Source organism: Roseibium sp. SCP14, assembly GCF_040329475.1.
Classification (GTDB): Bacteria; Pseudomonadota; Alphaproteobacteria; order Rhizobiales; family Stappiaceae; genus Roseibium.
Genome location: NZ_JBDZYH010000007.1, coordinates 243,075 through 267,960, shown reverse-complemented (window position 1 = coordinate 267,960; position 24,886 = coordinate 243,075). Strand labels below are relative to the sequence as shown.

Below are 24,886 nucleotides of genomic sequence, written 5' to 3'. Positions count from 1 at the left end.
CAAGCTCTTTTGGATTGAATTATTTTTGATCAAAAAGAGGATGAGATGCACGTAGACTCCTATTATGCAGCGACAGCCCGTGATACCAGGGGCTTTGCCCGGTTGGCCGGCACCTACGATGTGGATGTCGCAATTGTTGGCGGCGGCTTCAGCGGGGTTTCCACGGCCGTGGAGCTGGCAGAGCGCGGCTTTAGCGTGGCGCTGCTGGAAGCTGAGAAGATCGGTTGGGGTGCCACAGGTCGCAATGGCGGGCAGGTAACCGGCAGCCTGTCGGGTGACGTCGCCATGGCGCGGGAGTTCCGGCGCACTGTCGGAGCGGAAGCCGACGACGTCGTCTGGCAGACCAGATGGCGCGGTCACGACATCATTCGCAATCGGATCGAGAAGTACGGCATAGAATGTGACCTCAGCTTCGGTCATCTGCAGGCGGCGATGAAGCCCACTCACATGGAAGAATTGAAAGCCGTTCAGGACGAAGCGCAAAAACGCGGCATGGCCGACGATCTTGAACTGCTCGAAGCCAGCGATATCCCGGACTATCTGGAAACCGATCTCTACTGTGGCGGCCTCGTGAACAGACGCAACATGCATGTCCATTCGATGGACCTTTGCGTGGGCGAGGCGCGCGCAGCCGAAACGCTCGGGGTGAAGGTTTTTGAAAACTCGCGTGTTCTCGAAATCGAACACGGCTCCCGTCCGACCGTGGTCACCGCTGACGGCAGAGTGAAGGCGGACAAGGTTCTGATCGCCGGCAACGCCTATCATTTCCTCGAACAGAAGACCCTTGCCGGAAAACTGTTTCCGGCGTCGCTGGCCAACATGGCGACGGTCAAGTTGGGAAAACAGGTTGCTCGCAAGATCAATCCGCACAATCTGGCGGTCTACGACTGCAGGTTCGTCCTGGACTATTATCGTTGCACCGCCGACCACCGGCTGATGTTTGGTGGCGGCATCAATTACTCAGGCCGTGACAGCAAGGATATCGCTGCGGAGCTGCGCCCGGCGCTTGAGCGGACGTTTCCACGCCTCAAGGGTGTCGATATTGAATTCAGCTGGACGGGCGTCGACGGGATCGTGCTCAACCGCATACCGCAGGTCGGCAAGGCCGGTGACAACGTTTTTTACATGCAGGGGTATTCCGGTCACGGGATCGCGCTGACCCACATCCTGGGAGAGATAATGGCCGAAGCGCTGGCCGGCGATCTTACTGAATACCTGATCTACGAGAATGTTCGTCACCTCAAACTCCCCTTCACCCGGTCGCTCGGCAGCCAGGCCATCGCACTGGGCATGATGTACTACAAACTCAGGGAAAAGCTGCGCTGAGCGCCCAGTAAGCGCCCTGAAGGAGATCCAACATGGCAGAAATCAGGTGCATATCGCCCGTTGATGGCGAGGTGTTCGCAGCGCGGCAGGCAATGCCCAGGGCGGAGGCGCAGGAGCGGATCCGGCGCAGCAGGATCGCAGGCAAGTCCTGGGCGGCGCGCCCTTTGGCGGAGCGCTGTGCTTTGGTGATGAAGGCAATCCATCAATTGGCAACCCATCAGGATGAGGCCGCCGAAGAAGTGACCATGATGATGGGAAGGCCCAAGGCGCAGTTCTTCGAGTTCAACGGCTGTATTGAGCGGGCGACCTACATGGCCGGCATCGCAGAGACGGCGCTGGCACCCATTGTGGCTGAAGACAGCGACAGCTTCGAACGCCGGATCGAGCGCGAGCCAGTTGGTATCGTTTTTATCGTTGCGCCCTGGAATTATCCTTACCTGACCACGATCAACTCGCTGGTCCCTGCATTAATTGCCGGTAACAGCGTGATCATGAAACATGCCGCTCAGACACTGCTGGCCGGTGAGCGCATTGTAAATGCTTTTGAGGAAGCCGGGTTTCCGGAAGATGTGTTGCAAAATGTCTTCTTCGATCATGCCACCACCTCGGACCTGATTGGCGAAGGCCACTTCGGCTTCGTCAACTTCACGGGCTCCGTTGGCGGCGGCCAGGCGATGGAAAGAGCTGCCGCAGGCACGTTCACGGGCGTCGGCACGGAGCTTGGTGGCAAGGATCCGGCCTATGTCATGGAGGACGCCAACCTGGAGGCCGCCGTATCCGCTCTTATGGACGGTGCGTTTTTCAATGCCGGTCAGTGCTGTTGCGGTATCGAGCGGATCTACGTTCACGAACGCCTCTATGACCGTTTCGTAGAAATGGCTCTCGCCGAGGTCAAGAAACTCAAGCTTGGCAATCCGCTGGAAGAAGGAACCACGATCGGTCCGATGGCCAATGTGCGCTTTGCGAGCGAAGTGCGGGACCAGATCCGGGAAGCGATTGCAGATGGTGCGAGAGCGCTGGTTCCAGAAGGGTATTTCGCAGTTGACGATGGTGGTGCCTATCTTGGGCCGCAGATTCTGGTGGACGTGACCCATGACATGCGGGTGATGCGCGACGAAAGCTTCGGACCCGTCGTCGGCATCATGAAAGTGTCGTCGGACGAAGAGGCGATCGGTCTGATGAACGACAGCGAGTTCGGCCTGACCGCAAGCCTGTGGACCGAAGACGCAGACCGGGCTGCCCGGATCGGCCGGCAGATCGAGACCGGAACCGTATTCATGAACCGGTGCGACTATCTCGATCCGGCTGTGTGCTGGACCGGTTGCAAGAACACCGGTCGCGGGACGACGCTTTCCGTGCTCGGTTACCAGTCTCTCACCCGCCCAAAATCCTTCCATCTGAAAAAAGCGCTGTAGTTACGGCGGAAAGAGGAACTTCATGAACATTCAGAACCGAGATCTCGGCGCTTATTGGATGCCGTTCACGGCCAACCGGCAATTCAAGGCCTCTCCCAAGATCCTGTCCGGTGCAAACGGGATGCACTACACGACGGAAGATGGGCGTCAGATTATCGACGGAACAGCCGGTCTGTGGTGCTGCAATGCGGGTCATGGCCACCAGGAAGTGGCCGATGCCGTTTACCGCCAACTCAGTGAGATGGATTATGCGCCCAGCTTCAACATCAGCCACAATCCAGCGTTCGATTTCGCAAACCGCCTGAAGGCGTTGGCTCCAGATGGGTTCGATCATGTTTTCTATACCGGTTCCGGGTCGGAGTCGGTGGACACCGCGCTCAAGATTGCGTTGGCCTATCACCGGGCCCGGGGGGAGGCGTCGCGGACACGGTTGATCGGGCGCGAGCGCGGCTATCATGGCGTTGGTTTCGGCGGTATTTCGGTCGGTGGCATCGTCAACAATCGCCGTCACTTTGGCGGCATGCTGACCGGCGTCGACCATTTGCGTCACACCCATCTCCCGGAGAATGCGTTTTCAAAAGGTCAGCCGGAACACGGAACCGATCTGGCGGACGATCTGGAACGTCTGGTTGCGTTGCACGGCGCTGAAACGATTGCGGCCTGCATCGTTGAACCGGTGGCGGGGTCGACTGGCGTTCTCGTACCACCCAAAGGCTACCTGGAACGGTTGAGAGAGATCTGTACGAAGCATGGAATTCTGCTGATCTTTGATGAGGTGATAACCGGTTTCGGCCGTCTGGGTACGCCGTTCGCCTCGCAGTTTTTTGGTGTGACGCCTGACCTCTTCACCACGGCCAAGGGGCTCACCAACGGTGTCGTGCCCATGGGAGCGGTTTTCGCACAGAAACACGTCCATGACGCGTTCATGCAGGGGCCGGAAGACATGATCGAGTTGTTCCATGGCTACACCTATTCAGGTCACCCGGTTGCCTGTGCCGCGGGCCTTGCGGTGCTCGATATCTACGAGAAGGGGGAGCTGCTGACGCGGGCAGCAAAGCTGAACGGCAAGTGGCAAGACGCGGTGCATTCGCTGAAGGGCAAACCGAATGTCATCGACATCCGCAATCTGGGACTGGTCGGGGGCATCGAGCTCGCAAGCCGGGAAGGGGCTCCAGGAGCGCGGGCGTACGAGGTGTTCACGGAGTGCTTTGAGCAAGGCGCGCTTATCCGCGTCACCGGCGACATTATCGCATTGTCACCACCGCTGATCATTTCCGAAGACCAGATAGAAGAACTGATCGGGATCGTGAGAACCGCGATCCGCAAGATCAGCTGATCTGCCAACTGGCCCGGCAGATGCCGGGCCTTTCTCCAACGGAGTTTCACTCTCGATGCGCACGAACCAAATTACCCGCGTAGACCAGTCCGTTGCAAAACTGGCTGACACTATTCCGGCCGAAAAACTGATCTCAGGCAAGTCGCCAACCAGCCTCTGGAATGCGTTCTCCGATACTTCCGAGCAGTTCTACGTCGGTCAGTGGTCCAGCGAAGCCTGTAAGCTGCACGTCAGCTATTCAGAAAACGAGCTGTGTGTTCTGGTCGAGGGAACCGTCAGGATGGAAAACTCCGATGGGGAGAGCTGGACCTTTGTCGCGGGTGACGCCTTTGTCATTCCGGCCGGATTTGCCGGTACCTGGGAATCGGTAACACCCGTGCGGAAGATTTATGCTGCGTTTGAGGCTGCTCCCGATCCAGGAGCCTAGCTCCAGGCGGTCTCGTCCTGAAACTCCAGGCCAGGTGACTTCGCGCCTTGGTCTTGACCTTCTCGCCTGAATTGCGGATGACCTGCCTGAACAGGAGGTCCGCATGGTGGCAGGGGCAATAAAGATCAGGCGCATTCAAGCCGATGAAGTGGAGGCTTTTCGGCAAATTCGTCTGGAAGCGCTACGTGCCGAGCCTGCCTTTTACGCCAGCAGCTACGAAGACTGGGTAGATCTTCCCATCGAGGAGTGGCAGTGCCGATTGAACGACCCGGTGTTTGTTGCTTTCCTGGGCGATGAACCCGTTGGCATTACCGGTTTGCGCCGGCAGCCCTCCAGCAAAATGGCTCATCGGGCCACCCTTGTGATGGTCTATGTGCGCAAGTCTCTACGTGGATCCGGGCTGGCCAGGGACCTGTTGCACGTGTCTGTTGACTGCGCGCGTGATCTCGGCATTTTGCAGTTGGAACTGGCCGTGAGTGCAGAGAACCCTGCCGCAATTTGCTTCTACAAACGGCAAGGTTTCTCCGAAGTCGGCCGAATTCCCGGCGGCTTCCGTCACGAAGGCCGGGAAATTGACGATGTCGTCATGGTTCATCGCCTGGCAACTTAGTCGGTTGCAGGAATACCTTTTGACAGCAGAGACTGTTTCGGGATCAGCGCGATCTCAGGCAGGTTCCTTCTGGCGCTGCTTCAGCAGATGATCGCGGATCAACTCCGCCAGATGAGACCGGTTGTCATCCATCACCATGCTATCCTGAGCCTGATCGACATCCTCGCTCTTGAGCACGGTGCCGCGACGGCTTTCCAGCAACGCACTTGCATATGGTTTGCCGAATTCAGGGTGTCCCTGAACGGTGATTGCAAATCCCGGATACCAAAGCCCGGCATGCTCACAGAATTCGGTCGACGCGATGGTCACGGCGTTTTCGGGGACTTCTTCAACCTGGTCCTGATGATAGGCCTGGATCGCGATTTTGTCCGGCGCTTCGCCCAGCTCTTCCGGCCATGAACTGGTCGTCGGGTATTCATGCACACCAAGGCCCCAGCCTTTGCCGGACTTGCGGACGATACCGCCCAGAGCCTGAGCGATGATCTGATGGCCAAAGCAGATGCCGAACATGAGCTTGCCCGAAGACCGGACTTCACGAACGAACTCTTCCAGCGGCGGGATCCATGGATGGTCTTCGTAAGCTCCGAATTTCGATCCGGTGATCACCCACAGGTCGGCTTCGTGAGCGCTGGCCGGAAACTCCATGTCCAGAACAGCATAGGACGAATATTCCGCGTCCAGCACGTTGAGCCACTGGCGTACCATGCCTGGATAGTCACCATGCGTATCTGCCAGCTCTACCGGCGGCCGGCCGGTTTCCAGAATGCCGACGCGGATTGGCTTGTCGTTCATCTCCAGACTTTCTTCATCTTGTCGTTCACTCGGTGCTTCATGAGCCGAAGCAATATCCGATCAGTTAAGGTTTGTGTCCCCAAATCCCTAACTCACCGGCATCAATTATCCGTTCCGAAACCCTCTGACGTTCGTTCTTTTGGCAAATCCAGTCTTACATCCTGCTGAGATAGTACTCGTATTCAGCTGGTGTGATCGGGTTTTGGATGGTGCCGATCTCGTCTCGTTTAACTGTCACAAAGAGATCTCTGTAGTCACCAAAAATATGCTGAGAGATCGACGATTGCTCAAAGCGGGCGACCGCGGACGTCCAGTCGTGCTCCAGCGGACTGGACGGCACGCTTTGCGGATCGTCAAGCGGCCGCGGCAGTGATGGAGCGTTGACCAAACCATCCATGATGCCTCCGAGGATGGCGGTCAGAACGAGATAGGGGTTCGTATCCGCACCGCTGATGCGGTGTTCGAGCCTCGCGCCAGGACCTTTGGTTTCCGGTAGCCGGATGGATGCAGCGCGATTGTCGATCCCCCAGTCCGGAGTTGCCGGGGCAAAGCTGTTTGGCAGGAACCGCCGGAAGGAGTTGCCATGAGGTGCAAAAATCGCCTGAAGATCGCGCATGCTATCGAGAACTCCGGCCACCGCATTCAAAAGGTGTCGAGATGTTTCTTCCCCGTTTGCGGGAGTGAAGATGTTCTTCCCGTCACTATCCAGTACGGACGCATGAACATGCATGCCATTGCCCGGGTGCTCCAGGTAGGGCTTGGCCATGAAGGTTGCCTCGAACCCGTGATTGGCAACAACGCCCCTCACCAGGCGCCGGAACAGGATCGCCGTTTCCGCTGCTTCGAGCACATCATCGGTATGATGGAAATTTATCTCGAACTGACCAGGGCCGTACTCGGCAATCAGCGTGTCAGTCGCGAGCCCCTGCATTGCGCTTGCCGAGAGAATGTCATTGAGAATTGCTTCACGGCGGGCCAACAGCTCCATGTCATAATTCTGCGCGTCGGGACTGAAGGAGGGCGGCCGTGGTGCTTCCGATCGTTCGGAGCGGGCCCGTACGATATAAAACTCCAGCTCGGTCGCCACTACCGGGCGCCAGCCCCTGTCCCTGAACTGTTGCCAGACCGACCGCAATTGCTCGCGTGGCGATAACTGGCTGACGTTCCCCTGCATGTCGGTCATTTCCACCAGAACCTGGGCAACGTTTCCTTGCTGCCAGGGCGCCGGCAGCAGGGTGCCGCTGATCGGTTTGAGAATGCCGTCGGGGTCGCCGACTTCAATTCCAAGACCGGTGTTCTTGACCTCATTGCCCATGATCGCAGGCGCATAGGTGGAAAGGGGCAGGCGAACCGCCCCTTTCTCCAATTTCTCGACACCATCGCCGGAGAGCCATTTCCCCCGCAGGACTGCGTTGATGTCACACAGCAGCGCTTCTATCCGGTCCGGAGTACCGTGCTGCTCACAATAGTGGTTGTATTCTTCGATGAAGCTCATGCCTGCACCGCCAATTGTTCTTCTTTCTGACGCTGCCTGACGGCGCGTTTGCTCATCAGGGAAGCGGTAATCGTGCCGACGGTGACGATACAGATCAGTATCGTCGACAGGGCATTGATTTCCGGGCTGACACCCAGGCGCACCGAGCTGAAGATCTTGATCGGCAACGTGGTCGACGAAGGTCCTGCTACAAAGGAGGCGATCACGAGATCGTCCAGCGACAAGGTCAGGGCCAACAGCCAGCCGGAGACCACAGCGGGCGCGATGATCGGCAAGGTGACCAGCCTGAAAGCTTCGAATGGCGAACATCCGAGGTCACGCGCGGCTTCCTCGACGGATCGGTCAAAACTGACAAGGCGCGAACTGACAACCACCGACACGTAGCACATCGAGAAGGTCGTATGAGCGAGCACGATGGTGAGGATCCCGCGATCCAGCCCGATAGCAATGAACAACAGCAGCAGTGAAAGGCCGGTGATCACTTCAGGCATTACGAGCGGCGCATAGATCATGCCCGAAAACAGCGTCCGGCCGTAAAAGCGCCCGCCGCGCACCAGAACATAGGCCGCCATGGTTCCGAGCACGGTCGCAGCGAGCGAGGAGGCCATCGCCACCTTGAGCGTCACGAGTGCGGCGTCGAGGAAGGCCTGATTTTGAAAGACCGAGGCGTACCACTTGGTTGAAAAGCCGCCCCAGACGGTCACAAGCCTCGATGCGTTGAAGCTGTAGATGATCAGGATCACCATGGGCAGATACAGAAATGCGAAACCCAGGGTGAGCGACGTGGCGTTGAACCAGGTTAGACGTCTCATTGTTCAGCCTCCATCGCCTTTTGCTCGTTGCGCTGATAGAGCACGATCGGAATGATCAGGATCAGCAGCAACACCACGGCCACCGCACTGGCGACAGGCCAGTCGCGATTTGCAAAGAACTCTTCGAACAGCACCTTGCCGATCATCAACGTTCCGGAGCCACCCAAGAGCGAAGGGATGACAAACTCGCCCAGGGCCGGGATGAACACCAGGAACGATCCTGCAATGACACCCGACTTTGAAAGCGGCACGGTGACGAGCCAGAACGCTGTGGTTCTGGAGCACCCCAGGTCTTCCGCCGCCTCAATCAGGGAGATGTCCAGCTTTTCGAGCGTCGAATAGATCGGCAGGATCATGAACGGGCAGTAGGTGTAGACGATACCGATATAGACAGCCCAGTTGGTGTTGAGGATCGTCAGCGGCTCGCCAATGATGCCGAGCCACATCAGGAACTGATTGAGCAGGCCTTCCTGGCTGAGGATACCCATCCAGGCGTAGACCCTGATCAGAAAACTCGTCCAGAAGGGCAGGATCACCAGCATCATCAGGGTCGGACGCCATTCGTCCGGGGCGTTTGCCATGCCGTAAGCGATCGGGAAGCCGACCAGCAGACAAAGGAACGTCGATATCAAGGCGATCTGGAGACTGGACAGATAGCTTTTCCAGTACAGATCGTCGGTTGTCAGGAACACGTAGTTTTCAAAATCGAGCTCCGCAAAGAACGCCTTGATCGACTCCCAGCCGCCGGACAGATCCAGCGTCGGTGTGTAGGGCGGAATGGCGATAGCGGAATCGGAAAGAGAGATCTTCAGAACAATTATGAACGGAACCAGGAACAGGGCCAGCAGCCACAGGTAAGGAACCGCGATCAGGATCAAGCGTCTGTAAATCATGGGTCCAATCCGTTACCTGACAAGTACGATGCCGGCGGTTTCGGTCCAGGAGAGCCAGACATCGTCCTCCCAGGTCAGTTCCCTGCGCGCAATGCGCCGGTTGTTCGCGGTTTGCGCCTTGACCATCGTTCCGTTGCTGAGCTCGACTTTGAAGGTCGAGATGTTTCCCAGATAGGCGATGTCATGGATCTTGCCGCGCACCGAATTCGTACGGTCGGTCGGGCGTTCCTTTCCGATGGAGACCTTTTCCGGGCGAATTGCGAACGTGCATCGCGCGGTCGTGCCGGGAGCATGCGGGCATTCGGCGATGATCGGAGATTGATCTTCTGCCCAATGCAGCTCGGTCTTGCCGTCGCCGCGTGGTGTTGCATTGCCTTCGATCAGGTTCACGTCGCCGATAAAATCCGCGACATAAACGGAGTTCGGTGTCTCGTAGATCCGGTCCGGCGTTTCAACCTGCACCAGCTCACCGTGATCCATGACGGCAATGCGGCTGGCAACCGTCATGGCCTCTTCCTGATCGTGGGTCACGATCACAAAGGTGGTGCCGGTTTTTTCCTGGATGTCCATCAACTCGAACTGGGTATCCTGGCGCAGCTTCTTGTCGAGCGCGCCGAGGGGCTCGTCCAGCAGCAGGAGTTTCGGTGCCTTGGCTAGGGAACGCGCCAGCGCAACTCTCTGCCTTTGCCCGCCGGAAATCTGATGCGGCTTGCGCTTTGCAAACTTGTCCAGCTGAACAAGGTTGATCATTTCCTCGACCCTGGCCGCTATCTTGTCTTTCGGCAATTTGTCGCGTTTGAGACCGAAGGCGATGTTGTCCCAGACGGTCAGGTGCGGAAACAGCGCATAGCTTTGGAACATCATGTTCACGGCACGCTTGTTCGGGGGGACGTAAGCCATATCCTGGCCGTCGATTGTGATCGTGCCGTCCGTCGGCGTTGCAAAGCCGCCAAGCATGCGCATCAAGGTGGTCTTGCCGCAGCCGGACGGGCCAAGCAGGGCAAAGAACTCCCTGCGGTAGATGTCGAGGTTGACGTTATTGATCGCGGTGAACGTTCCGAACCTTTTCGTGACACCCTTGAATGAAATCAGGGGAGCCTCGTGCGGGTCCTCCCACGGCGCAAATACACTTGCCTGAACCAGCTTATCCATTTTTCCCTCCTCACCGAAACCGCCCGGCCGAAATTGGGCCGAGCGGTCGTTGACGTTGTGACTGTAAATTCAGGTGCCTGACTTGACCTTGGTCCAAAGTCTTGTGGCAGCGCGCTGCGTCTTCGGTGGCCAGGGAGTGGTGGTGTAAAGATTGTTGAGGGTTTCCTCATCCGGATAGATCGCGGTGTCGCCGATCACATCCTCGTTGAGGGATTGGGTCTTCGGGTCCACTCCATTGGCGAAGTAGACGAAATTCGATGCAGCGGAGATGTTTTCCGGATCAATGATGAAATTGATGAAGGCGTGTGCGCCTTCAGGATTCTTCGCGTCGGCCGGAATTGCCATCTGGTCGAACCACATCAACGAGCCCTGTTTCACAGGGTGATAAACGATTTCAACGCCGTTATCGGCTTCCGCTGCGCGGTCCCGGGACTGCAGGATGTCACCGGACCAGCCGAAGACGGCACAGATGTCGCCGTTGGCCAGCGCGGAAATGTATTCGGAGCTGTTGAACTTGCGCACATAGGGCCGAACGGCAGAAAGAAGCGGTTCCGTCTTCTTGATGACTTCAGGATCCTGGCTGTCAGGGTCTTCGCCGAGGTAGTTGAGGGCCGCCGGGATGATTTCGCCCGGAGCGTCCAGGAAGTAGACCCCGCATTCCGCCAGTTTCTCCATGTATTTCGGATCGAACACGAGATCGAGCGAGTCGACCGGTGCGTCGGCGCCCAGAATTTCCTGTACTTTCGGCAGGTTCACGCCGATGCCGGTAGTGCCCCACATATAGGTCACGGAATAGGAGTTCTCGGGATCGTATTTGGCGGTGCGTTCCTGGATGACATTCCACAAATGCTCGGCATTGGGCAACTTGGATTTGTCCAGCGGCTGGAACACACCGGCAGCAATCTGTCGCTGCAAAAATGTGGCCGATGGAACAACAAGGTCATAGCCGGACCCGCCTGCAAGAAGTTTTGTTTCCAGAACCTCGTTGCTGTCAAAAACATCATAGACCAGGTCGTAGCCGGTCTCTTCCTCGAATTTGGTCAGAAGGTCTTCGTCGATGTATTCGGCCCAGTTGTAGACACGGACTTCCTCCGACCAGGCAACCTGCGCCGACATGAGCGCAGCAGCGAAAACGGTACATGATTTCAGCTTGAGCATTTGTTCCTCCCTATGCCCTTTGCAGCTGTCGGAATTTTTGATCAAAAAATTTGGTTTGGCAATCCCTCTTCTTAAGTTTGATAATTTTGGGGCGATTCAGTAACTTCGAATAGCACCGCGAAAACTCGATAGAAGGGAGTGAAATGAACCAGTTAGTAGGCAAGAAGCCGGAACACGAGGCGATCTATTCCGAAGTCAAGGAATTGATCCTGTTTGGGGAGGTTGCTCCTGGTCAGCCTCTTACGATCCACGGCCTTGCAAATCTGATCGGGGCAGGGGTTACCCCGGTCCGGGAAGCCATTCGCAGACTGACTGCGGAGGGGGCGCTGGAGTCGCTTGAGAACCGGCGGGTGGCAGTTCCCAAGATGACGGTTGAGAAACTGCAGCAAATTCAGCTGGTGCGCTTGTCCGTGGAGCCGGCATTGGCGGAGTTGGGGGCGAAAAAGTGCAGTAAATCAGACTTCTCGGAGCTTGAGCGGTTGGATGGACTCGTGGATCAGGCGATCCAGAATGGGGATATTCGCAGGTACCTTGAGGCGAACTACCGGTTCCATTTCACACTCTACGAAAAGGCTGATGCGCAGATCCTTCAACGCATTACGGAATCCCTGTGGCTTCAGATCGGACCGTCCCTTCGGGTCAATTGTGGGCGTTTCGGAACGTCAAACCTGGTGGATCAGCATCAGGAAGCGATTTCCGCATTGCGCAATGGCGACATGGATGGCGTGAAGCAGGCGTTTGAGGGTGACATTCAGCAGGGCATGGACTTCGTCCGGCAGGCGCTCGACGAGTGATCCCGAATTCTTCATCAAAAACAGCACTTGAAAGGATATGGTTGACTAATTGAATTTTTTTGATCAAAACTTTCGCAAAGAATTTGAGCGTCGACCTGATCGGCGCTGTGGAGGTTTTGATGAAATTGGCGGGCACGAAACACTGGCAGGATGATCTGCCGGAAGAATTTGCTGAATATGCCCAGGGACGCAGGGTCGAAGAGGTTGAGTGCATCGTGCCCGACCTTGCCGGAACCTCCAGGGGCAAGGCCATGCCTGCGGCAAAGTTCGATCCCCGTGCGGAACTGGCACTGCCTATCTCTCTGTTCTACCAGACGATATCCGGTGAATACGTGGATATGGAGATTGCGAACCAGTGGCTGGAGCGGGATATCATCCTGCGGCCGGACATGAGCACGGCCTGTGCCATTCCCTGGTCCGAGGATCTCTCGGTTCAGGTTATTTGCGATCTGTTCAACCGGGATGGAAGCCCATTGGCCATCGCGCCGAGAACACTTCTGCGGCGGGTTGTTCAGGCATACCGGGACAAGGGCTGGAAACCGGTCGTTGCGCCGGAGTTGGAATTCTATCTGACCAAGCCGAATCTTGATCCGAACGAACCGATCGAACCTCCGCTTGGAAGGACGGGACGAAAAGGCGTCAGCCGTCAGGTCTATTCCATGGCCGCAGTTGATGAGTTCGGTTCGGTTATCGACACAATCTATGACTTCGCCGAAGCTCAGGGACTTGAAATCGATACCGTTATCCAGGAAGGCGGAGCGGGCCAGATCGAAATCAACCTGATGCATGGCGACCCTGTGCATCTCGCGGATCAGGTTTTCTATTTCAAGCGCACAATCCGGGAAGCGGCGCTGAAGAACGGCGTGTTCGCAACTTTCATGGCAAAGCCCATTCGCGATGAACCGGGCAGTGCCATGCATGTGCATCAGAGCATCGTCGACATGGAAACCGGCGAAAACATCTTTTCCAACGCCGATGGGTCTCCTTCCGATCTGTTTTACGGATTTGTCGGCGGGTCACAGAGGTATTTGCTGCAGGTCGTTCCACTGCTTGCCCCTTACGTGAACTCCTATCGCCGAATAACGGTCGAAGGACAAAGCGCACCTTCCAATCTGGAATGGGCGGCAGACAACAGGACGACCGGTTTGCGCGTTCCGCACTCATCACCATCGGCCCGGCGGCTTGAAAACCGGGTAATCGGCATGGACTGCAACCCGTATGTGGCCATCGCCGCATCGCTTGCCTGCGGTTATCTGGGAATGGTCAACCAAACCAGTCCGCGCGAGGAAGCCCGGGAAGAGGTTTGGGAAGCGGAAGAGCCGCTACCCGGAAGCCTCGGTGAAGCGCTTGACTGGTTCCACGACGCCTCTGAAATCCGGGCGGTCCTGGGGGAAGAGTTCTGCAGTCTCTATGCGGATATCAAGCGCGCCGAGGACGAGGAATATCGGCGGGAAATCTCGCCGTGGGAACGTCAGCATCTTCTTTTGAACGTATGAATGGAGGGTCAGGAAAATGACAACGATCGCAAACCATCTGCCCACATCCGAGTTGCAAGCCATCGACGCGGCGCACCATATGCACCCATTCACGATGGGCGAGGAGCTTGCTCAAAAAGGTGCTCGCGTGATTACCGGAGCAAACGGCGTCTGGCTGAAGGACAGCGAAGGCACCGACATCCTGGACGGAATGGCCGGGCTCTGGTGTGTGAATATCGGCTATGGTCGTGATGAGCTGGCCGAAGTCGCCGCGCGTCAGATGCGGCAGCTGCCTTATTACAATTCGTTTTTCCAGACCACCAATGTGCCGGCACTGATGTTGGCCAAAAAGCTGGCCGAACTGGCTCCCGGCGATCTGAACCACGTGTTCTTCGCAAATGGCGGATCGGATGCAAACGACACCAATATCCGCATGGTGCGTACCTATTGGGCTGAAAAAGGAGAACCTGATCGTCAGGTGATCATCTCCCGCTGGAATGCCTACCATGGCTCGACCATTGGCGGCACGTCCCTGGGCGGCATGAAGGGAATGCACAGCCAGGGAGGATTGCCTATCCCGGGGATCGAGTTTATCGACCAGCCGCACTGGTACGCTGAAGGTGGTGGAATGTCGCCTGAGGAGTTTGGTCTGGAACGTGCGCGCCAGCTGGAAGCCAAGATCGAAGAAATCGGCCCTGACAAGGTTGCTGCCTTCATCGGCGAGCCCATCCAGGGCGCCGGCGGAGTGATCGTGCCACCTTCCACCTACTGGCCGGAAATCCAGCGCATCTGCAAGAAATACGGCATCCTGCTGATTGCGGACGAAGTGATCTGCGGCTTTGGGCGAACCGGCAACTGGTTCGGGTCCGAGACCTTGGGCATTCAGCCCGACATCATGACAGTGGCCAAGGGACTCAGCTCCGGTTACGCCCCGATCGGCGCGTCGATCGTGTCTGATGAAGTTGCGAACGTTCTGGAAAAGACCGAATTCAATCACGGCTATACCTATTCGGGTCATCCCGTGGCCTGCGCAATCGCGCTGGAAAACCTTCGCATCATTGAAGAAGAGGGCATCATCGATCATGTCCGAAACGTTGCGGCGCCCTATCTGAAGCAGAAATGGGAAGCACTGACGGATCACCCGTTGGTGGGTGAAGCAAGGATCGTAGGCATGATGGCTTCCATTGCCCTCACACCCGACAAGGCGAGCAGGGCTCCGTTTGCCGCTGATGCAGGCACAGTTGGCTACATCTGCCGCGAGCGCTGCTTTGCGAACAACGTCATCATGCGTCATGTCGGAGACAGGATGATCATTGCACCGCCGCTCACGATCACATGCGAGGAAATTGACACCTTGATCGAACGTGCTCGCAAGTCGCTGGATGAGTGTCTGGAGCAAATCCGGTCTGACGGCATTTACGAAGCCGCCTGAGGAACGAGTCTCACATGGATCTGCTGACAGCAAACGACCGCTTGGGCGCGTACCCGAATTCCTACTATGCCGACATGGCAGAAACGCTCGCCCCGTTTCCGGAAGCGCATGGATCGCTTGATTGCGACGTGTGTGTTGTGGGAGCCGGATTCACCGGACTTTCAACTGCATACCATCTGGCTCAGCGAGGGTATGATGTGGTTGTTGTGGACGCGCAACGCGTTGGCTTCGGTGCATCGGGCCGCAATGGCGGTCAGGTCAGCATGGGACAGCGCGTTGAGCAGGACGAACTTGAAGACATGGTTGGCGAGGAACATGCGCGCCAACTGTGGGATATCGGCGCGCAGGCCGTGGATCTGGTTCGTGAACTCACAAAAATGGAGGAGGTCCACACTCCGTTCCACGACGGCGTGATCCATACGGTCCATCGCGAGCGTTATCAAAAGCACAATGTGCAGTATGTCGAGCACATGTCCTCGAAATACGGGTACGACAAGCTTCGCCTTCTGGACAAGGAAGAGTGCCGCCATCTGGTCAATTCACCGGCCTATTATGGCGGCACGCTCGACATGGGCGCAGGTCACGTCAATCCCCTGGAGCTGGCTTTGGGGCTTGCGCGCCTGGCGGTTAAATCCGGTGCGCGGATTTTCGAACAATCGAAGGTTACCAGGATCAGGGAAGGCGATCCGGCCATTGTCGAAACCGAAGATGCCAGCATCAAGGCGCGCTACGTCGTTATGGGTTGCAACGGTTATCTCGGGACCATGCATAAACACGTGGCTCAACGGGTGATGCCGATCAACAACTTCATCGTCTCGACAAAGCCGATGGGACCGGAAGCGCAGGAACAGATCATCCGGAACAATCACGCGGTGGCCGACAGCAAGTTCGTGATCAACTATTTCCGGTTTTCGGACGATCATCGTCTGTTGTTCGGCGGGTCCGAGAGTTACGGCTACAAGTTTCCTGCAGACATTGCAGGCGCCGTGCGCAAGCCGATGAGCGAGATCTTTCCGCAGCTGAAGAACGTCGAGATCGATCACGCCTGGGGAGGGACCCTTGGCATCACGATGAACCGGATGCCGCATTACGAGCGCATGTCAGGTAATATCCTGTCGCTTTCAGGCTTTTCAGGTGCAGGTGTTGCCTTGGGCACGTTGTCCGGTCAGATCGCGGCAGAAACGATCGCCGGGCAGGCGGAGCGGTTCGACATCATGGCCAGCGTCCCAACCAGGAAATTTCCCGGTGGGCCGATGTTCCGCACACCGTTGCTGGTCTTGGCGATGCTGTGGTTCAGTCTTCGGGACAAGCTTTGATGGGTCATTCCTGTGGTAAATGCTGCGCGGGTGCTGCCGTGAAAGGTTTGGCATGAAGCGCATTTACGAGCCATTGGCCTATGGTGAGCGCCCAATCAGGGACCGCTATTGGGACAGCACGATTGCTGGACCGGGGATCGAATATCCGGCTCTGGAAGGCGAGACCTCTTGCGAATTCGCGATCATTGGCGGCGGATACACGGGCCTGTCCGCAGCGCTGACCCTGGCAGACAATGGTGCCGATGTGGTGCTTCTGGATGCCAAGTATCCCGGATGGGGAGCATCGGGGCGCAATGGCGGACTGGTCTCAGTCGGCAGTGCCAAGGTTGATGATGAACACGTCATAAGGAAGTACGGTGAAACCGACGCACGCGTTTTCTTCGACGCAGAGCGTGCTTCGGTCGATCTGGTCGAAGACTATCTTGTCCGCTTCGCACTTGACGTAGACCGACACTCCAGAGGCTACACCTACGTAGCTCATCGGCCTGGCATGGAGGATGCGCTTAGGGCTTATGGTGAGGAATATTCCAGCCGGTACGGCCTCCCATATGAATTTGTTCCGGGCGAGGAGATGGCCGGGCATGGATTGAAAAGTCCGGATTTCCATGCAGCGGTGCATTTGCCGATCGGGTTTGCTCTCAATCCGATGAAGTTTGTGCTCGGATTGACCCGCCAGGCCGAGAAGGCGGGTGTGCGCATGTTTTCAAACACAGCTGTCTCCGAAATCAGTCAGGGCGGTGGACATGTTCTGAAGACGCCTCGAGGTGTGGTTCGGGCAAAGAAGCTTCTGATTGCGACCAACGGCTATTCTTCCGACGATTTGCCGAGAGCCTTTGCCGGCCGTTATCTGCCAGTCCAGTCCAACATCCTGGTCACCCGCCCGATGAGCGATGATGAGATCGGGAAGCAAGGCTGGTGGAGCAGGCAGATGGTGTGCGACACACGCACTTTGCTGCACTATTTCCGTTTGTTGCCCGACAACAGAATGTTGCTTGGCCTGCGTGGATCGGTCCGCGTGACCGAGGCGAATATTGCTGCGACCGAGGCAAAGGCCCGTGCCGATTTCGAACGCATGTTTCCAGAGTGGCGACATGTCGAGACGGAACATTTCTGGTCCGGCCTGATTTGCATGACGCGCAACCTTGTGCCCTTTGCCGGTCCGGTGCCGGGATTGGAAAATGCCTGGGCTGCCCTTGGATATCACGGTGGCGGCGTGACCATGGCGCCATATGCCGGCGCCTTGATCGCGGACATGGCACTTGGTTTCTCGCGACGACCTCATCCCGATCTGATGAAGCGGCCTTTGCGCCGCTTCGAATTGGGACCTTGGCGACGCGCTTCGCTGCCTCTGGCGTTCAGTTGGTACAATCTCAAAGACAATCTGTGATCCTGCAAGGGAGCCTGAAATGGGTGTTTTGAACCTGAAAAACCTGCCTGAAATACCCGAAGATCAATTGGAAGACTGGGGCGCGGTGCCTGAGCCGATCGACAGCGCGCCTTCGCGGTTACGCGGGCTTGTGCTTGCGGATAATGAAGATGGTTCTGAAGTCGGGGTCTGGTCTTGCAGTCCTGGAAAATGGCGTCGCCAGATCAAGGATGCCGAGATGTGTTTTTTTACCCATGGTGCGTGCACCTATACTGACGAACAGGGAAATGTGACCAGGATCAACGCTGGTGATCTTGTCTATTTTGCGGCCATGAGCCTGGGCGTTTGGGAGATAACCGAACCCGCCCGCAAGGCCTTTGTCACCTACAAAAGCAAATAGCTGCGCCTTTCCGGCGTTTCCTTTTTTCTCAAGACCAAAAGGCCAGATATGTCCTACGCACATACCGACAAGTTCTATATCAACGGCGAATGGGTCGATCCGCTGTCATCGACCCCGATTGACGTGGTGAACCCGGCAACCGAAGAGGTTTTTGCGACGCTCTCCATGGGAACCGCTGCGGATATCGACCGTGCGGTTGCCGCGGCAAAGGAAGCGTATAAATCCTGGGGGCGCACAACGCCGGAAGAGCGGCTTGCCGTACTTGAGCGCGTTTACGAGGTCTACAAGCGCCGCTTTGAAGAATTCGCCGTGGCAATATCGACCGAGATGGGCGCGCCGATCTCGATGGCGAGAGAGCAACAGGCAGCTGTCGGGCTCAGCCACCTGAAGGCGATGATCCGGGCGCTGAAGTCATTCGAGTTTGAAAAGACCATGCCCAATGGGGACACGCTGGTACGTGGACCGATCGGGGTTTGCGGCATGATCACGCCGTGGAACTGGCCCATCAACCAGATCGTGCTGAAAGTAGCTCCGGCATTGGCCGCAGGCTGCACGATGGTACTGAAACCGTCGGAATTGACGCCGATTTCCGCAATTCTCTATGCCGAGGTACTGGACGAAGCCGGTGTGCCGGCAGGTGTCTTCAACCTGGTTCACGGGGAAGGCCCTGAAGTGGGGGCAGCCCTGTCGCGCCATCCGGACGTCACCATGATGTCCTTCACCGGCTCCTATCGCGGAGGCACTGCCGTCAGCGCCGACAGCGCGCCCTTCGTGAAGCGCGTTGCGCTTGAACTTGGCGGCAAGTCGCCGAACCTGATCTTTGCCGATGCAAACCTTGAAGAGGCGATCGAAAGCGGTATCGACTCCGTTACCGGAAACACTGGCCAAAGCTGTGATGCACCCTCGCGCATGCTGGTCGAAGCATCGGTCTATGATCGGGCGGTTGAACTTGCGAAAAGTGCTGCGGAAGCCATCGCGGTTGGAAATCCGGCGGAAGAAGGGACGCATATCGGTCCGCTGGCATCCGAAGCCCATTTCAACAAGGTTCAGTCCATGATCCAGATGGGCATCGATGATGGCGCAACACTGGTGACAGGCGGCACCGGCAAACCGGACGGTTTCGAGACCGGCTATTTCGTCAAGCCGACGGTTTTTGCCAATGTCACCAACGATGCACGCATCGCACGCGAGGAGATCTTCGGCCCTGTGCTGGTGATGATCCCGTTCAAGGATGAAGAAGAAGCCATCGAACTTGCCAACGACACCGACTATGGCCTGTCGTCCTACATCTATTCGGGCGATCGTGACCGGATCAGCCGTGTGGCTCGCCGGTTGGAGGCCGGCATGGTCAATGTCAATGGTAACTATATCGCCTCGGGTAGTCCCTTCGGAGGCTACAAACAGTCCGGCATCGGACGCGAAGGCGGTGTGTTGGGTCTCGAAGAGTTTCTTGAGGCCAAGGCAATTTCCGCCTTTTAAGCCGAAGTGCCAGTCGAATACTGTTAATCCGGGCAAGGTTGTTGCCCGGATTTATCTGACAAGAACTGCTCCGTTCTCACATATGTCGAGGTTCAACGCTCGGCGATCGCGGACCTTGTTTCGTGTTTGTTGCACTCTGATCCGAAGCAGACCTCAAAGCCACATTTCGATTTTTTCAATCGTCGCCGAGTTTACTTCAACGCCCTTGCGTTTGGCACGGCGCCGTGCCGCGTTGCGTCCGTCTCCGGGAACGCGAACGCCGGGCTGATCCCGCATTTCTTCAACAAGTGCAGTCAGCCGCTCGGTGAAATGACCTCCCGAGGTCGCTCCCGGATCTATTGCCAGAAAGAACTGTCCGGTTTTGGGTGGACCTCCCTTGGTGCCCGCAAACGGGCTGGCATTGAAGCCGAGCGTTGCTCCCGTCATGGCAGCAGCCATCAGTTCGACCATCAACGCAACGCCGACGCCCTTGTAGCCGCCACTTGGAGCCATTGAGCCCTTGAGTGCAAGCTCCGGGTCGGTCGTTGGTCGTCCGTCGGAATCAAGTGCCCATTCCGGAGGAATGGGACGTCCTTCACGGGCATGTTTGGTGATCTCGCTCTTGGCGATCACGCTTGCGCTCTGATCGATCAGGATCGCTGCTGACCCGTCGCTGTCAGGTGCTGCAATCGAGAACGGATTGGTCCCGACGACTGTCCGGCATCCGCCGACCGGAACAATGGATGCCGGAGCGTTCGTGAAGCCGATCCCCAGCAGACCGTCTTCTGCCAATCGCCGAGTGTGACACCCCAGAACGCCGCAATTATAGGAATTGTGAATGGCAAGCGCTGCGACCCCATATTGGCGAGCCGCCGGAACCAAGGCCTCGAAACCCAGCTCGATCGCGGAGTGGGCAAAGCCGGTCGCTGCATCGACGGTGACCACTGCGGGAGCCGGCTGTGATCGGACAGGTTGCGCTTTTCCGTCAACCTTGCCGCATTGAACGTGCTCGCAGTAGATCGGGATATAGGCCAGTCCGTGGCTTGCAATTCCGCTTGCTTCAGTTTCGGCCGTCGCAGCTGCAAGCGGGCGCGCGTTTTCCGGCGTGGTGCCTGCATTCACCAATGCGCGCTGAGCCAGGACTTCAATTTCCTGAAGCGTTAGAACTTGGACATCTGTCACGAATATTTCCTCTGGTCAGTCATTGTCACTCTCAAGAGAACCGGCTCCGGCGCGAGAGCGCTCCGATGGCGGCACGGTGGTCTTGAGCGCAAAATTGTTCAGTTTTTCGATTGTTTCGAGGTCGACCGGCACCACACTGCGTTCGCGGAAACTGTCAGCCTCAAGAGTTTCAATCTGAATTTTCAACTCGCTGACTCTCCCGGCAGACAGCGCAGTCACATCTCCCAGGACGTCGCCGTTCGTCGTCACCCCGGTCTTTTGTCCGAGGCAAATCACGCTGAGATTCTTGCCCAGAGTTTTCGCGGCTGCGGCCAGAAACGGCAGTACCAACAGCGGATGGCTGACAGGGCCAGTCTCCAGACTGCCCTCAGTGAGTTGTGCTTCGGGCAGATCGGCGTAGTCGGACAGGGTTGCACCCAGGGCGATCGGGCAAAGTGGTATCGACGTGCCTGCACTCCATTGACCGATCCGGACCTGAGGGCAGATGTCCTGCCACGTCATGCCGGTCGCGAAGGTCAAATGAGACGCCAGGTTTCCGGGGCCATCCAGACCCCGGGCGTAAAGCCATGCGGCCGCATATCCCGCTTCTTCAGCCAATCCCCAGCTCATGCCTGCGCCGCGCCCAGCCTTGGAGCACAAAGCGGAAACCTCGTTTCGCGACATCAGCGGCGCATCGGTCCTTGCCGCAGCCGTTGGCAGGGCTTCTCCAACAGGGTTGTGCTTATCCATGCCCATTCTCCGTGCCATCCGTGTGTTCCAGGGGATAGGGGGCACCCTGGAAAAGGCAGATGCGTACCCACTTGTCAGAGCGCGGGTCGAAATGCGTTGCGCCAAAAAACGCGAGCTTGCAGCGCATCAGATCGATGGGAAGCATGTCGTTTGAAATAAGGTTGTCCTGAACTTCCGCGAAGGGGTAACGGTCGGCGAGCTGGACCCGGCGCACGATGAAACGATGTTCAGGGTGACGCAGCAAAAACTCGGCAATGCTTTGATTGTCCGGTGCTTTGGACAAGTGGGCATGCAGCTCGCTGGCCAGACGACCAATGCACAGTGGCTGCTCGCGCTCTGCACCGTCATCCAGGTTCCGTTCCCCGAGGCGTGGCTCCAGCTTTTCTTCCGAGACGTACCAGAACCGCGCGGTGTTCTCCGGCTGCGAAAAGTCTGTCGCAAGCGCCCAGGTGTAGTGCTCGTCAAGCAATGATCGCACTTGTTGATTTGTCATGGCGCCATCAATGCGGAAGGACGTGGCTTCGTCAGCACTCATGCAGTCGGACAGACCGTCGATGAGCTCGCCATGAGGTTCCAGCATCAGCGACAGCAACGCTTCCTGGCCTTCAACGGATAGAGACTGTTGGCCCCAAAGCCACAAGTCGTTCCACGGACTGGGACCTGCCGTCGCCGGAAAGGTCTGCAGCTTTCCTTCGAGCATGTTGAAGTCCCGCCTCAGATCGTCCAGCTTGGCAATTTGAATGGGATGCTCCGAATGCCATTGCGCCAGATTGACCTTTGCATTCTCATAGGCCTTGCGCAGATCCGAGACAGCTTCAGGGTTTGCGGCCTCAAGACTGCGAACCCTGGCCAGCGCTTCCTCTCTGGCTGTTATCCAGTTGTTCAGCAAAACAGGATGCCGGATGATGAACGGCGCCATGCCCAGACCGGTCGAGTTTCCGACGCCGAGCCGTGCCTTGACTTCAGGGGAAAGCCGGACAGCTTTGTCTCCCCCCTTGATTTCGGCAAGATGTTCGACAACGTCGGCGCAGAATTGCCGGGTCAGCCAGACAGACAGCATTTCCACCTGGAACGGCGCTTTGAACTCGGGACGGTCGCGGATGACATCATGATCGGCAGCACCGAATTTGCCTGCACCGTAGACCGCGGTGGTGCGCATAAGGTAGCCGACGGCCTCAATTTCGGCGATGTCCGGCTGAGAACCTCGGGACAGGCGATCAACGACATGATTGAACAGGCGGACGGACCGGTTGGCGCGGCTCAGGGACAATTCCCTGACCGACACTCGGCCAGCCTCCTGCAAAGGCACGTTTCTTTCCAGGCGGTCCAGATCTTCTTCTTCCGGAACACCATCGAAGAGCGCAAAAGTAGCGTCCCAGGCCGTGGCGATGACACGGTCTGAACGCATGTCTTCGGGCAAGTCATGGGCGAACGCGACAAGGCTGTAGGTGCGCTCGGGACCGATTGCGCAGTAAACCGCCCGGCCGACGCCCTTGTCGTTGAGGTCCCATACCGGCCGGGTGAATTTCCAGCCTTCGTTCTGAAGACGCCTGAGCAGCACACGCAGGAACGACAATCTGGTCGGGTGTGCAGAGCCCATGCGCGCAAGCCGCATCACGTCTGCAGGGGATCTCCAGCTTCCGTTTTGCATTGGTGTCCTGTCCCGTTCTTGCATGCGCATGTCAACGTTACTCCTGTATCGGCGTTGATGCAGCTCCCGGATGGCCGACCCTCCCGGGAACGGCGTCTTACTTGCGGCCGAGGGCCAGAGTGATGCGCAGGGCGTCCCAGATGGACGGAAGCAATACAAGCGATACAGGCACAGCCGTCACGACGATGAAGCTTTGAAGCTTGCCGATGCCGCCCGATCCGGTCGAGATCAGGATAAGCGCCATCACACCCATTGCCAGACCCCAGAAGGCGCGCAGGGCTGTTGACGGGGCGTCGTTGGACATGGCGGTGGCGATCACGAAGCTCATGGAGTCGCTGGTCGTGGCCACGAAGATCATGGTCAGGATCAGAAACAGCATGGACAGCAGGAAGCCGAGTGGCATGGCCTGCGTAATGGCCAGAAGACCCGCAGGCAGATTGAAGCCCTCAAACGGGCCGGAAATGACGCCTGGTGTCATCTGTTCAAACGCAATGCCCGATCCGCCGATGATGGTGAACCAGAAGTTGGTCACGATCGGGGCTATGATCGACAGCATGATGATGATCGAGCGGATCGACCGGCCACGGCTGACCCGTGCGATGAAGATCGCCATCAACGGTCCGTATCCCAGGAACCAACCCCAGAAGAAGACGGTCCACCAGCCGAGCCAGCCCGGAGCGCCGAAGAGCCCGGAGTCACCACGATACATGGTGAGCGAGAAGAAGTTGGAGAGATAAGTTCCAAAGCCTCCGAAAAAACCTTCGAATATCGACAGCGTCGGACCTGCAACGAGCATGAAGGCCAGAAGTGCGAAGGCCAGCAGGATATTAAGCTTGGAAAGCAGCTGGATGCCCTTGGAAAGACCTGTGATGGCCGAAACCGTGTAGACACCGGCAAGCGCCAGAATGACAACGGCTTGTGTTGCAAACGTATCGGGAATTCCAAACAGGGCATTCAACCCGTAGGACATTTGCAATCCCAGAAAACCGATCGGACCGACGGTACCGGCAACGACGGCAATGATGCAGCTTGCATCGGCAATCAGGCCGATCGGACCGTTGAGCGCGCGATCACCGAACACCGGGTAGAGCAGTGTCCGTGGCGCAAGCGGCAGGCCCTTGTCATAGTGGTAGTGCATCAGCATCACGGTCGTCAGTGAGCCGAGAATTGCCCAGGCAAGGAAGCCCCAATGAAGGAACGATTGCGCCAGTGCCGCGTCAGCGCGTGCCTGAGGATCGGCACTGAGGTCGCCAAACAGCGGTGGCGTTGAAAGATAGTGAGCGATCGGCTCACCGGCTGCCCAGAATACGCCGCCCCCGGCCAGCAGGGTACACATGATCATAGAACCCCATTGGAATGTCGTGAACTCCGGGGTTGCCAACTTGCCCATGATTGTCCGGCTGCCGGGCAAGAAGCAGATGAGAATTCCGATGAGGAATGTCGCCAGCAGCAGCACCTGCCAGTAAAGGCCGAAATACTGGGCCGAAACACCGAACCCCCAGTCCACAAGCGCGGACAATCCCTCGATGTCGATAAGCGCATATGCGCAGAAGATGAGAATGAACCCGCCGGTCACCGCAAAGAGCGGCTTGTCAACGAGACCCTGACCGGCGCTCACGCGGCCGGTTTCAGTTACGTCGGTCATATTTTCCTCCCAAAAATAATCG

The 24,886-nt window shown here is 57.5% G+C and carries 22 protein-coding genes; 12 read left to right on the top strand and 10 right to left on the bottom strand.

The annotated features are described in order from the left end of the window. The first annotated feature begins 45 nt into the window (after positions 1-45). From ABLQ08_RS25640 to ABLQ08_RS25620, 5 genes are all read left to right on the top strand, one after another. Positions 46-1,326, top strand: a complete 1,281-nt coding sequence (locus ABLQ08_RS25640) for an NAD(P)/FAD-dependent oxidoreductase (protein ID WP_352948277.1) — start codon at positions 46-48, stop codon at positions 1,324-1,326. Positions 1,327-1,358: 32 nt separating this feature from the next. Beyond that, complete coding sequence (locus ABLQ08_RS25635) at positions 1,359-2,741, top strand: aldehyde dehydrogenase family protein (protein ID WP_352948274.1); 1,383 nt, start codon at positions 1,359-1,361, stop codon at positions 2,739-2,741. A gap of 22 nt (positions 2,742-2,763) precedes the next feature. Further along, complete coding sequence (locus tag ABLQ08_RS25630) at positions 2,764-4,077, top strand: aspartate aminotransferase family protein (RefSeq protein WP_352948272.1); 1,314 nt, start codon at positions 2,764-2,766, stop codon at positions 4,075-4,077. 55 nt (positions 4,078-4,132) lie between these two features. Next, the gene (locus ABLQ08_RS25625) at positions 4,133-4,504 is read left to right on the top strand and encodes a cupin domain-containing protein (RefSeq protein ID WP_352948269.1); all 372 of its coding nucleotides are present in this window, start codon (positions 4,133-4,135) and stop codon (positions 4,502-4,504) included. A gap of 103 nt (positions 4,505-4,607) precedes the next feature. Next, positions 4,608-5,114, top strand: a complete 507-nt coding sequence (locus tag ABLQ08_RS25620; protein ID WP_352948266.1) for a GNAT family N-acetyltransferase — start codon at positions 4,608-4,610, stop codon at positions 5,112-5,114. 54 nt (positions 5,115-5,168) lie between these two features. Here the strand turns inward: ABLQ08_RS25620 and ABLQ08_RS25615 are convergent, their stop codons facing one another. The 6 genes from ABLQ08_RS25615 to ABLQ08_RS25590 form a co-directional block, all read right to left on the bottom strand. Beyond that, positions 5,169-5,906: a type 1 glutamine amidotransferase gene (locus tag ABLQ08_RS25615; protein ID WP_352948264.1), complete on the bottom strand. Its 738-nt coding sequence runs from the start codon at positions 5,904-5,906 to the stop codon at positions 5,169-5,171. A 154-nt stretch (positions 5,907-6,060) separates the two neighbouring features. Further along, on the bottom strand, positions 6,061-7,401 hold the full coding sequence (locus tag ABLQ08_RS25610) for a glutamine synthetase family protein (protein ID WP_352948261.1): 1,341 nt from the start codon (positions 7,399-7,401) through the stop codon (positions 6,061-6,063). Next, positions 7,398-8,213 carry an ABC transporter permease gene (locus ABLQ08_RS25605; protein WP_352948258.1) on the bottom strand — a complete coding sequence of 272 codons (816 nt, stop codon included), beginning with the start codon at positions 8,211-8,213 and terminating at the stop codon, positions 7,398-7,400. Before ABLQ08_RS25605 ends, ABLQ08_RS25610 begins: the two co-directional genes overlap by 4 nt. Then, the gene (locus tag ABLQ08_RS25600) at positions 8,210-9,106 is read right to left on the bottom strand and encodes an ABC transporter permease subunit (RefSeq protein WP_352948255.1); all 897 of its coding nucleotides are present in this window, start codon (positions 9,104-9,106) and stop codon (positions 8,210-8,212) included. Before ABLQ08_RS25600 ends, ABLQ08_RS25605 begins: the two co-directional genes overlap by 4 nt. Before the next feature lie 12 nt (positions 9,107-9,118). Continuing rightward, positions 9,119-10,258 (bottom strand): ABC transporter ATP-binding protein, encoded by a 1,140-nt coding sequence (locus ABLQ08_RS25595; RefSeq protein WP_352948252.1) that lies wholly within the window; start codon positions 10,256-10,258, stop codon positions 9,119-9,121. A gap of 69 nt (positions 10,259-10,327) precedes the next feature. Next, complete coding sequence (locus ABLQ08_RS25590) at positions 10,328-11,416, bottom strand: polyamine ABC transporter substrate-binding protein (RefSeq protein WP_352948249.1); 1,089 nt, start codon at positions 11,414-11,416, stop codon at positions 10,328-10,330. Between the two features lie 143 nt (positions 11,417-11,559). On the opposite strand from ABLQ08_RS25590, the gene ABLQ08_RS25585 reads away from it, so the two are divergent. The 7 genes from ABLQ08_RS25585 to ABLQ08_RS25555 all read left to right on the top strand — a co-directional run bounded on the left by ABLQ08_RS25585 (position 11,560) and on the right by ABLQ08_RS25555 (position 19,678). Further along, positions 11,560-12,210 carry a GntR family transcriptional regulator gene (locus ABLQ08_RS25585; protein ID WP_352948247.1) on the top strand — a complete coding sequence of 217 codons (651 nt, stop codon included), beginning with the start codon at positions 11,560-11,562 and terminating at the stop codon, positions 12,208-12,210. Positions 12,211-12,329: 119 nt separating this feature from the next. Beyond that, positions 12,330-13,706 carry a glutamine synthetase family protein gene (locus ABLQ08_RS25580; RefSeq protein WP_352948244.1) on the top strand — a complete coding sequence of 459 codons (1,377 nt, stop codon included), beginning with the start codon at positions 12,330-12,332 and terminating at the stop codon, positions 13,704-13,706. Positions 13,707-13,722: 16 nt separating this feature from the next. Further along, entirely contained in the window at positions 13,723-15,117 is a 1,395-nt protein-coding gene (locus ABLQ08_RS25575; RefSeq protein ID WP_352948241.1) for an aspartate aminotransferase family protein, read from the top strand. A gap of 14 nt (positions 15,118-15,131) precedes the next feature. Continuing rightward, a complete protein-coding gene (locus ABLQ08_RS25570) occupies positions 15,132-16,433 on the top strand; it encodes an NAD(P)/FAD-dependent oxidoreductase (protein WP_352948238.1) in 1,302 nt (433 codons plus the stop codon). Between the two features lie 52 nt (positions 16,434-16,485). Further along, positions 16,486-17,820, top strand: a complete 1,335-nt coding sequence (locus ABLQ08_RS25565) for an NAD(P)/FAD-dependent oxidoreductase (protein WP_352948236.1) — start codon at positions 16,486-16,488, stop codon at positions 17,818-17,820. A gap of 19 nt (positions 17,821-17,839) precedes the next feature. Further along, positions 17,840-18,199 carry a cupin domain-containing protein gene (locus ABLQ08_RS25560; RefSeq protein ID WP_352948233.1) on the top strand — a complete coding sequence of 120 codons (360 nt, stop codon included), beginning with the start codon at positions 17,840-17,842 and terminating at the stop codon, positions 18,197-18,199. Between the two features lie 48 nt (positions 18,200-18,247). Then, positions 18,248-19,678, top strand: coding sequence for an aldehyde dehydrogenase family protein (locus ABLQ08_RS25555; RefSeq protein ID WP_352948230.1), 1,431 nt, complete (start codon positions 18,248-18,250; stop codon positions 19,676-19,678). A 153-nt stretch (positions 19,679-19,831) separates the two neighbouring features. Here ABLQ08_RS25555 and ABLQ08_RS25550 read toward each other — a convergent pair whose 3' ends face one another. The 4 genes from ABLQ08_RS25550 to ABLQ08_RS25535 all read right to left on the bottom strand — a co-directional run bounded on the left by ABLQ08_RS25550 (position 19,832) and on the right by ABLQ08_RS25535 (position 24,864). Continuing rightward, positions 19,832-20,839 (bottom strand): Ldh family oxidoreductase, encoded by a 1,008-nt coding sequence (locus tag ABLQ08_RS25550; protein WP_352948227.1) that lies wholly within the window; start codon positions 20,837-20,839, stop codon positions 19,832-19,834. A 15-nt stretch (positions 20,840-20,854) separates the two neighbouring features. Then, positions 20,855-21,568 carry a DUF3726 domain-containing protein gene (locus ABLQ08_RS25545; RefSeq protein WP_352948224.1) on the bottom strand — a complete coding sequence of 238 codons (714 nt, stop codon included), beginning with the start codon at positions 21,566-21,568 and terminating at the stop codon, positions 20,855-20,857. Then, entirely contained in the window at positions 21,561-23,249 is a 1,689-nt protein-coding gene (locus tag ABLQ08_RS25540) for a hypothetical protein (protein ID WP_352948222.1), read from the bottom strand. Before ABLQ08_RS25540 ends, ABLQ08_RS25545 begins: the two co-directional genes overlap by 8 nt. Before the next feature lie 67 nt (positions 23,250-23,316). Continuing rightward, the gene (locus tag ABLQ08_RS25535) at positions 23,317-24,864 is read right to left on the bottom strand and encodes a BCCT family transporter (protein WP_352948220.1); all 1,548 of its coding nucleotides are present in this window, start codon (positions 24,862-24,864) and stop codon (positions 23,317-23,319) included. Positions 24,865-24,886: the final 22 nt, after the last annotated feature.

Bases quoted from the DNA above. Each gene is read 5' to 3' on its own strand.
- ABLQ08_RS25640 (WP_352948277.1), top strand. From the start codon at position 46: ATGCACGTAGACTCCTATTATGCAGCGACAGCCCGTGATACCAGGGGC.
- ABLQ08_RS25635 (WP_352948274.1), top strand. From the start codon at position 1,359: ATGGCAGAAATCAGGTGCATATCGCCCGTTGATGGCGAGGTGTTCGCA.
- ABLQ08_RS25630 (WP_352948272.1), top strand. From the start codon at position 2,764: ATGAACATTCAGAACCGAGATCTCGGCGCTTATTGGATGCCGTTCACG.
- ABLQ08_RS25625 (WP_352948269.1), top strand. From the start codon at position 4,133: ATGCGCACGAACCAAATTACCCGCGTAGACCAGTCCGTTGCAAAACTG.
- ABLQ08_RS25620 (WP_352948266.1), top strand. From the start codon at position 4,608: ATGGTGGCAGGGGCAATAAAGATCAGGCGCATTCAAGCCGATGAAGTG.
- ABLQ08_RS25615 (WP_352948264.1), bottom strand. From the start codon at position 5,906: ATGAACGACAAGCCAATCCGCGTCGGCATTCTGGAAACCGGCCGGCCG.
- ABLQ08_RS25610 (WP_352948261.1), bottom strand. From the start codon at position 7,401: ATGAGCTTCATCGAAGAATACAACCACTATTGTGAGCAGCACGGTACT.
- ABLQ08_RS25605 (WP_352948258.1), bottom strand. From the start codon at position 8,213: ATGAGACGTCTAACCTGGTTCAACGCCACGTCGCTCACCCTGGGTTTC.
- ABLQ08_RS25600 (WP_352948255.1), bottom strand. From the start codon at position 9,106: ATGATTTACAGACGCTTGATCCTGATCGCGGTTCCTTACCTGTGGCTG.
- ABLQ08_RS25595 (WP_352948252.1), bottom strand. From the start codon at position 10,258: ATGGATAAGCTGGTTCAGGCAAGTGTATTTGCGCCGTGGGAGGACCCG.
- ABLQ08_RS25590 (WP_352948249.1), bottom strand. From the start codon at position 11,416: ATGCTCAAGCTGAAATCATGTACCGTTTTCGCTGCTGCGCTCATGTCG.
- ABLQ08_RS25585 (WP_352948247.1), top strand. From the start codon at position 11,560: ATGAACCAGTTAGTAGGCAAGAAGCCGGAACACGAGGCGATCTATTCC.
- ABLQ08_RS25580 (WP_352948244.1), top strand. From the start codon at position 12,330: ATGAAATTGGCGGGCACGAAACACTGGCAGGATGATCTGCCGGAAGAA.
- ABLQ08_RS25575 (WP_352948241.1), top strand. From the start codon at position 13,723: ATGACAACGATCGCAAACCATCTGCCCACATCCGAGTTGCAAGCCATC.
- ABLQ08_RS25570 (WP_352948238.1), top strand. From the start codon at position 15,132: ATGGATCTGCTGACAGCAAACGACCGCTTGGGCGCGTACCCGAATTCC.
- ABLQ08_RS25565 (WP_352948236.1), top strand. From the start codon at position 16,486: ATGAAGCGCATTTACGAGCCATTGGCCTATGGTGAGCGCCCAATCAGG.
- ABLQ08_RS25560 (WP_352948233.1), top strand. From the start codon at position 17,840: ATGGGTGTTTTGAACCTGAAAAACCTGCCTGAAATACCCGAAGATCAA.
- ABLQ08_RS25555 (WP_352948230.1), top strand. From the start codon at position 18,248: ATGTCCTACGCACATACCGACAAGTTCTATATCAACGGCGAATGGGTC.
- ABLQ08_RS25545 (WP_352948224.1), bottom strand. From the start codon at position 21,568: ATGGATAAGCACAACCCTGTTGGAGAAGCCCTGCCAACGGCTGCGGCA.
- ABLQ08_RS25540 (WP_352948222.1), bottom strand. From the start codon at position 23,249: ATGCGCATGCAAGAACGGGACAGGACACCAATGCAAAACGGAAGCTGG.
- ABLQ08_RS25535 (WP_352948220.1), bottom strand. From the start codon at position 24,864: ATGACCGACGTAACTGAAACCGGCCGCGTGAGCGCCGGTCAGGGTCTC.